We start from the raw sequence: 7,832 nt of genomic DNA, 5'->3' as shown, positions 1-7,832 counted from the left end.
GTCACCACCTGTCCAGGTTTCGGGCGGGAGAAGAGAATTCGAAAGTTTATCTTTCCTTTTTGCTGGTTTTCTTGGTTTCGCGGCATCGGCCCAGGCCGCAGACTGAATCAGGCAATCAGGGAAGCCAACGTGACGACAGCCTTCATCACAGGTGCAACAAGCGGCATAGGGCGGGCCATGACGATCGCACTGAGCGACGCCGGCTACGATGTCTATGCGGTCGGGCGCAGCCAGGCCGCGCTCAAGGCGTTGCAGGCCGAGCGATCCGGCATCGTGCCCATCGCCGTCGACGTGACCGATCGCGAGGCGCTGGAAGCTGTTCTGGCGGATCTGACCATCGACGTGCTGATCAATAATGCCGGGATCATGCCACCGTTGGGCAATTTCGCCGACATGAAAATCTCCGACATCGACACCACGCTGGAGGTCAACCTCAGCGCGGCAATCCTGCTTACCCGCCTCGTCGTTCCGCAGATGCGCGAGCGGCAGGCTGGCCACATCCTGTTCACCGGCTCCACCGCGGGCCACGCGGCATATTCCAACATTGCCGTCTATTCGGCCACCAAGGCGGCGATATCAGGCTTTGCCGCCGCGTTGCGCGCCGACCTCTCCCCATCAGGCGTCCGTGTCACCGAGATCGTCGCCGGCCGTGTCGAGACGCAGCTCTACCAGGACATCCTCGACGCAAAGGCGCGCGCGGCCATGTACGCCAGCAAAGTGGTGCAGCCGGATGACGTGGCCGGAATGGTGGTCGCGGTACTCGGCCTGCCCGCATGGGCCGACGTTACCCGTTTCGACATCATGCCGACATGGCCAACCTCGCCAAGCGGCGCCAAGTAAGGAAAAACTGGAATGAAGGATCTTTCCGTTCTGATCGTAGGCGGCGGCGCTGGCCTCGGCGCGCTTTTGGCCAGGATGGCTGTAGAGGCCGGGGCTGCAAAGATCGGCATCATCGACATCAACCAGGACGCCGCCGAAGCCGCTCTCGCACCGGCAAAGGCCAACAGCCTGCCGACCGCGGCCGCCCTGTGCGACATCCAGGTCGGCCCTCAGTGCCACGCCGCCTTCGACGCCATCGTTTCGAAGCTCGGGCGTATCGACACGCTGATCAATTGCGCCGCGATCTACCCTCGCCGCCCGCTCCTCGAGATCAGCGACGCCGATTGGGATGCCTCCAATGGCATCAACATCAAGGGCACTTATCATATGATGGTGGCAGCCGTTCGCCACATGCAATCGCAGGAGCCGAAGAGCCATGTGCGTGGCCGGATCGTCAACCTGACCTCTGTCGATGCCTTCAAGGCGCATCCGCAGAACGCCCACTATGCGGCAACCAAGGCCGCCGTGGTCAGCCTGACGCGCTCCTTTGCCCATGACGTCGCAAAACACGGGATCCTGGTCAATTCGGTGGCCCCCGCAGGCATGGCCACGGAGCGGGCCAAGGCCCTCGGCTTCCTCGAGGAACTGGCCAAGGCGAGCCCGCTGGGTCGTGGCGCCGAGCCTGCGGAGATTGCCGAGTGGGTTCTCATGACCGGCGGCCCCAAGAATACCTACATGACCGGAGAAAACGTAATTGTTTCAGGTGGTTATATATACGCCTGAGCTATTTTCGCGCGCCGGCGGCGCTGAATTGTCCAACAGGAACGCAAGCGAAAGGAGGTGGAATAGACGATGACCGGCAAGCTTCGCCTTCCCTCGCTGAATGCGCTTCGCGTCTTCCACGCCGTCGCGCAGCACAAGAGCTTCCGGCAGGCGGCGGATGAATTGCTGGTCACGCCGCAGGCCGTCGGACAGCAGATCAAGCTACTGGAGGACACGCTTCAGGTGACACTGTTCGAACGCAAGGGGCGGTCGGTCGAATTGACCGAGTCTGCCATCCTTCTCTCGCACTATGTCAAAGCTGGGTTCGACGAATTTTCCGAAGGTGTTCGCCGCGTCACCAAGTCGAATTACCGGGACCGCATCAACCTGAATGCGAGCCCCTATTTCGCGACCCACTATTTGCTGCCTCGCCTATCTCTGTTCCGGGAGATATTGCCCGGTGCGGATCTGCGCCTGACGACGATGGTCGATCTGCCCGATTTCGGACGCGACGACATCGATATGACCGTCCAGTGGGGCTACGGCAATTGGCCGGACTACGAGACCATACTGCTGGTGCCTGATCCGAAGGTCATCTGCTGCACTCCGGCCATCGGCGAGAGCATCAAGTCGGCGCAGGACCTGACGTTGTTCACGTTGCTGGACACCGTCAAGTCGAAGCGCCTTTGGCCAGACATTTTACGCCACCTTGCCATCGAGCAGACGGACGGCAACCAAAGCATCAGCTTCGACGATGCCGCGACCATGCGCCGTGCAACCCTGCAAGGCATCGGCGTCGGTCTCGTCTCCGTCATCGACGCCGAGGAAGATTTGAGGTCGGGCGCGCTGGTCGCTCCGGTCGGGCGCGACGCCCTTGCCGATATGCGGCCGGAAGAAGTTCCTGGATTCTACCTGATCGTCCCGCGCGGGCACCTGCGCGTGAAGGCGGTCGCCGCCCTTCACCGATGGCTCGCCCAGCAGGACTGGGGCAGCGATCTGAAGATTTCCTCCGTGCCGAAACCGACCCCGCTTTCCGACTAGGAGCGGCTTTGAGACCGAGCTCCGAAAGAGAACTTTTGGGCCTCCAACAACAAGAAACCAAACAACCTCAACAGTGGAGACGGAACATGAAGACGATGAAATGGGGGGCCGCAGCCATGGCCCTTGGACTTGTGCATTTTGCAGCGCCGGCAGAAGCCGCCGGCGGCAAGACGCTGGAAGCCGTCAAGGCGCGCGGCGTGCTCAACTGCACCGGCCATGACGGGTCTTACCTCGGCTTCGCCGAAGTCGACGACAAGGGCAACTGGAAGGGCATGGACATTGATCTCTGCCGGGCGGTGGCCACGGCCGTGCTCGGCGACCCGGCAAAACTGAAGGTCGTTCCGATCAGCTGGGCGCAGCGCTGGCCGTCCCTGCAATCGGGCGATGTCGACATCATCATCAAGGCGTCAGGCGGCACGCTCAGCCGCGACACCGAGCTCGGCCTGCAATTTTCCATGTCCTATTACCTCGGAACGACCAAGGTGATGGCGCACAAGGAGCTAAACCTCAAGTCGCTCAAGGATGCGGCCGGCGGCACGATCTGCATTCCCGCCGGCACGTCGCAGGAACAGCAGGTCGCGGCCTATACGGCCAAGCTTGGCATCAAGCTCGAACCCGTGCTCATCGAAAAGACCGAGGAGCTCGAGCAGGCCTATTTCTCCGGACGCTGCGATCTCTATGCGCAGTGGGGCCCGACGCTCGCCATTGCGCGCATCGCCAAGAGCAAGGTCGACGACCATGTCATCCTGCCCGACGTGCTCGCCGTCGAGCCTGAAGTCATGATCATGCGCCAAGGCGACGACAATTGGGTTGACATCGCCAACTGGACGCTGAGCACGCTGATCTTCGCCGAGCAGGAAGGCATCACCTCCAAGAACGTCGACGAGGTCAAGGCCAAGCCGACCTCGCCGCAAGTCGCCAAGTTCCTCGGCGTCACGCCAGGCATGGGCAAGGGTCTCGGTCTCGATGATGACTGGGCCTACAAGGTGATCAAGAACGTCGGCAATTACGGCGAAATCTTCGAGCGCGACCTCGGCAAGGACTCGCCCTACAAGATGGACCGCGAGTTGACCAACCTTTGGAACAATGGCGGTGTCCTGTTCCCGCTGGTGATCGACTGATCCGTCCTTAACTCACCCGCTCCAGGCCCCGCCCGGCACAGCCGGGCGGGGTCGGCGACAATTCGGCAAGGATCTTTGGATGGTCAGCCTGCTGAGAAATCAAAAGGTCCGCAACGCGCTGTTGCAGGTCCTCTATGTCGGCTCGATCGCCGCGATGGTGCTTGCCGGCATCGTGATCGCCCGCCGCAACCTGGCTGATCAGGGGATCACCTCCGGATTCGACTTTCTGTTCAAGTCGACGGGTTGGGATGTGAATTTCTCGCTGCTGCCCGCCACGGCCAATGATCCCTATTGGTGGTACTTCCTCATCGGCATCATCAACACGCTGTTCCTGGGGAGCGTCGGCCTGATACTGGCGACGATCGTGGGAACGATCGTCGGTCTGGCGCGGACGTCTTCGAACGATTTGGCGCGGCTGCTCGGCCGTACCTATGTGGACATCTTCCGCAACATTCCGCTGATCCTCCAGGTTTTCTTCTGGTATGCGATCATCACGCACCTGCCGACGCCGCGCAGCGCGCACGAAGCCTGGGGCTTCCTGCTCACCAGCCGAGGACTCTACATCCCATTCCCGAACGTCGGCAGTGCCGCGTTTGCCGCAGCCACAGTGGCTGTGATCGCGGCCATCGTGCTGCCGGCCTGGCTGGGCAGGACGTCGCTCCTTGCCCAGCCGATCGGCCAGCGGCGCACCATCCAGTTTGCCGCCGCCGCAGCGGCACTGGCCTGCGCGACCATCATTCTGGCTCTCGGACGTCTGCCGGATACGCCGCTGCTGGACTTCCCTGCCCTGCAAGGCCTCAATCTGAGAGGCGGCCTGCGTATCCCTCCGGAGTTCGCCACCCTCGCCATCGCCATCGCCATCTATGGCGGCTCCTACATTGCGGAGATCGTGCGCGGAGGCTTCAAATCTGTCGGCACCGGCCAGGTCGAGGCAGCCCTTTCCTTGGGCCTTAGTCCCTGGCGGGTCTTCACGCTGGTGCGGCTGCCGCTGGCGCTGCGTGCCATGCTGCCGATCCTTGCCAATCAGTATGTCTGGCTGATGAAGGCGACGACGATGGGCATCGCCGTGGGCTTCACCGACTTCTTCATGATTGTGGCGCTGACGATCAACCATTCCGGGCAAACCCTCGAAGCGATCGGCATCCTGATGGCAGGCTTCCTCGCCATCAACCTCAGCCTTGCCGCCGTCTTCAACCGCATCAACAAGGCAATTGCCCTCAAGGGCAATCAACTGAGGGGCTGAGAGATGGAGATGGTCATTGTCGCTCCACCCGCTCCCGGCAGGCTTGAGGATCTGAGGCGACGCTTCTTCGCGACGCCGCTTCAGGCGGTGGTGTCGCTGGCCTGTCTGACGATCATGGTCTTCCTGGTCTGGAAGCTGCTGAATTGGGCGGTTTTCTCGGCTGTCTTCACCACCAGCGGCGGGCCGGAAGCCTGCCAGGCGACAGCGGGAGCCTGCTGGTCGGTCATCGCAGCGAGATGGCGGATCATCTTCTTCGGCCTCTATCCCTACGAGGAACAATGGCGCTCGGCGCTGGCCTGCGTCGCCGTTGTGGTGATGACGGTGCTGAGCTGTATCCCGGCGTTCTGGACGGGCCGCCGGATCGCGCTGGTATGGGGAGCCGGAACAGGCCTTTTCTACCTATTGATGAAAGGCGGCGTGCTTGGCCTTGCCCATGTCGGCGAGGAAGCCTGGGGCGGGCTGGCGCTGACCCTGTTCATCTTCGTTACCACCTGCCTGATCGGTTTCCCCTTGGCGATCTGCCTGGCCTTGCTACGCCGGTCGGAGCTGCCCTGGATTTCGCGGACCACCGGCCTCATCATCGACGGGGTCCGGTCGCTTCCGCTGATATCGATCCTCTTCACCTTTGCAGTGGTTCTGCCGTTCGCGCTGCCGCAATGGCTGCAGGGCGATAAGCTTTACCGCGTGATCCTCGGCTCCGCTCTGTTCTTCTCCGCCTATCAGGCTGAGATCGTGAGAGGCGGCATGCAGGGCGTTGCGACAGGACAGGAGGAGGCTGCCATGGCGCTCGGCATGCGCTACTGGCAACGCATCAGCCGCATCCTCCTGCCTCAGGCAATGCGCAACGCGATGCCGGCCACGATCAACCAGTTCGTCATCTCGTTCAAGGAGACCTCGCTGGTGGTCATCGTCGGTTTCTTCGAGATCCTGGCTTCCGGCAATGCCGCCTATGGCACCGGCGAATGGCGCTTCGCCTATGTCGAAGTCTATGCCTTCATCGCCTTCATCTACTTCATCTTCGTCTTCAGCCTATCCCGCTATGGCGCCTTTCTCGAGCGCCGCATGTCGGTCAGCGAACGGTAAGGAGGCGTGCAGGTGATCTCAACCAATTCGACCGGTGAGCCGGCGCTCCGCATCGAAAACCTCGACAAATACTACGGCACGTTCCAAGCACTGCGCGGGATAAACCTTTCCGTACAACGGGGCGAAAAAATCGTCGTCTGCGGACCCTCCGGCTCCGGCAAATCGACGATGATCCGCTGCATCAACCGCCTCGAACAGCACAATGGCGGCCGCATCGCGGTGCTCGGGACCGAGCTCAACGACGATGTCGGCAATATCGACGAGATCAGGCGTGAAGTCGGCATGGTGTTCCAGCACTTCAACCTGTTCCCGCACATGACGGTGCTGGAGAACTGCATGATCTCCCCGATGATCGTGCGCAAGCAGCCGCGGGCGCAAGCCGAGGCAACCGCCCGCCACTACCTGGAGAAGGTGCGCATTCCCGAGCAGGCCATGAAATATCCCAGCCAATTGTCCGGCGGTCAGCAGCAGCGCGTCGCCATTGCACGCGCACTTTGCATGCAGCCGCAGATCATGCTGTTCGACGAACCGACCTCGGCGCTCGATCCGGAAATGGTTTCCGAAGTGCTTGACGTCATGGTCACGCTTGCCTCGGAAGGCATGACGATGATCTGCGTGACGCATGAGATGGGCTTTGCGCGTCGCGTGGCGGACCGGGTGCTTTTCATGGACGGCGGCGAGATCCTCGAAGAAGCGCCTCCGGACGAGTTCTTCACCTCTTCCCGCAACGAGCGCACTCGACAATTCCTGTCGCAGGTGCTGGGTCATTGATTGGAAGCAACGATCCGGGACGTGTCGCACGGCACGCCCTCAGCTAACTCGGGTAAATCAATGACCGATCCCGCCACCGCGCTGCACGAGATTCTCGGGCCGAAAGGCTGGCTTTCGGGCCGGGATGCCGAGCCCTACCAGCGCGATTGGCTCAATCGCTACGGCGTCGCACCTCTTGGCGTTGCCAGGCCCGCGAATACGTCGCAGGTTGCCAGTGTCGTCAAACTATGTCGCGAGGCCGGACTGGCAGTCGTGCCGCAAGGCGGAAACACCGGGCTTTGCGGCGCCGCCGTCGCCGAGCAGCCGAATGCGGTGATCGTCTCGCTGTCACGCATGACGGCGATCGGGAAGCCGTATCTGGACAGCGGATCGATCGTCGTCGAGGCGGGTGTCGTGCTGGCCACGCTGCACGAGGCGCTGGAGCCGCATGGGCTGATGTTTCCAATGCATCTGGGCGCAGAAGGCAGCGCCAGGATCGGCGGCCTGATCGGCACCAATGCCGGCGGCAGCCAGGCTTTCCGATACGGCATGATGCAGGATCTCGTCCTGGGTCTCGAAGTCGTGACGCCTGATGGCGGGATTTGGGACGGACTGCGCGCGGTGCAGAAGGACAATGCCGGCTATCAACTGCGCAAGCTGTTCTGTGGCGCTGAGGGCACGCTCGGCATCGTCACGCGCGCGATCCTGCGGCTCTACCCCAAGCCTCGGCAGCAAGCGAGCGCCCTTCTGGTCCTGCCCGACTTTGCCGCCGCCGTTTCGTTCGGCGCCTTCCTGCGCGGCGAGGCCGGGGAATTCCTGACTGGCCTCGAGTTCTTCTCCGATGTGGGCCTGCGATTGGCGCTCAAGCACGTGCCCGACCTTGCCTACCAACTGGAGACACGGGGCGACGTCTATCTGCTGGTCGAACTGGCATCGGGGTCGTCACGCGTTCCCCTGGACGAGATCCTGGCTTCGGCTCTGGAATGGGGCATGGAACAGAGCCTGGTTAGCGA

General features: G+C 62.2%; 8 protein-coding genes. All 8 read left to right on the top strand.

The genetic code is table 11. The features are described 5' to 3' along the window. Window positions 1-129 precede the first annotated feature (129 nt). On the top strand, window positions 130-840 hold the full coding sequence (locus EN969_RS08495; RefSeq protein WP_082826690.1) for an SDR family oxidoreductase: 711 nt from the start codon (window positions 130-132) through the stop codon (window positions 838-840). A gap of 12 nt (window positions 841-852) precedes the next feature. After that, the gene (locus EN969_RS08490) at window positions 853-1,602 is read left to right on the top strand and encodes an SDR family oxidoreductase (protein WP_127419070.1); all 750 of its coding nucleotides are present in this window, start codon (window positions 853-855) and stop codon (window positions 1,600-1,602) included. A gap of 69 nt (window positions 1,603-1,671) precedes the next feature. Continuing rightward, window positions 1,672-2,622: a LysR substrate-binding domain-containing protein gene (locus EN969_RS08485; protein ID WP_063168724.1), complete on the top strand. Its 951-nt coding sequence runs from the start codon at window positions 1,672-1,674 to the stop codon at window positions 2,620-2,622. 86 nt (window positions 2,623-2,708) lie between these two features. Further along, window positions 2,709-3,743, top strand: coding sequence for an amino acid ABC transporter substrate-binding protein (locus EN969_RS08480; protein ID WP_013530400.1), 1,035 nt, complete (start codon window positions 2,709-2,711; stop codon window positions 3,741-3,743). A gap of 79 nt (window positions 3,744-3,822) precedes the next feature. Further along, the gene (locus EN969_RS08475; RefSeq protein ID WP_013530399.1) at window positions 3,823-4,986 is read left to right on the top strand and encodes an ABC transporter permease subunit; all 1,164 of its coding nucleotides are present in this window, start codon (window positions 3,823-3,825) and stop codon (window positions 4,984-4,986) included. A gap of 3 nt (window positions 4,987-4,989) precedes the next feature. Beyond that, window positions 4,990-6,069 carry an amino acid ABC transporter permease gene (locus EN969_RS08470; protein WP_063168725.1) on the top strand — a complete coding sequence of 360 codons (1,080 nt, stop codon included), beginning with the start codon at window positions 4,990-4,992 and terminating at the stop codon, window positions 6,067-6,069. A gap of 12 nt (window positions 6,070-6,081) precedes the next feature. Then, window positions 6,082-6,840 (top strand): amino acid ABC transporter ATP-binding protein, encoded by a 759-nt coding sequence (locus tag EN969_RS08465; protein WP_027161621.1) that lies wholly within the window; start codon window positions 6,082-6,084, stop codon window positions 6,838-6,840. Window positions 6,841-6,900: 60 nt separating this feature from the next. Continuing rightward, window positions 6,901-7,832 (top strand): FAD-binding oxidoreductase (locus EN969_RS08460; RefSeq protein WP_164758182.1); only part of this gene is annotated, 932 nt, incomplete at its 3' end.

It is taken from the genome of Mesorhizobium sp. M7A.F.Ca.CA.003.01.2.1 (genome assembly GCF_003998945.1).
Taxonomy (GTDB): Bacteria; Pseudomonadota; Alphaproteobacteria; order Rhizobiales; family Rhizobiaceae; genus Mesorhizobium; species Mesorhizobium ciceri.
Note: the sequence above shows the minus strand (reverse complement) of the source record. Positions and strands in the feature narration are given on the sequence as shown.

Excerpts from the sequence above, each read along its gene's own strand:
- EN969_RS08480 (WP_013530400.1), top strand. The coding sequence starts at position 2,709 with ATGAAGACGATGAAATGGGGGGCCGCAGCCATGGCCCTTGGACTTGTG.
- EN969_RS08475 (WP_013530399.1), top strand. The coding sequence starts at position 3,823 with ATGGTCAGCCTGCTGAGAAATCAAAAGGTCCGCAACGCGCTGTTGCAG.
- EN969_RS08470 (WP_063168725.1), top strand. The coding sequence starts at position 4,990 with ATGGAGATGGTCATTGTCGCTCCACCCGCTCCCGGCAGGCTTGAGGAT.
- EN969_RS08485 (WP_063168724.1), top strand. The coding sequence starts at position 1,672 with ATGACCGGCAAGCTTCGCCTTCCCTCGCTGAATGCGCTTCGCGTCTTC.
- EN969_RS08490 (WP_127419070.1), top strand. The coding sequence starts at position 853 with ATGAAGGATCTTTCCGTTCTGATCGTAGGCGGCGGCGCTGGCCTCGGC.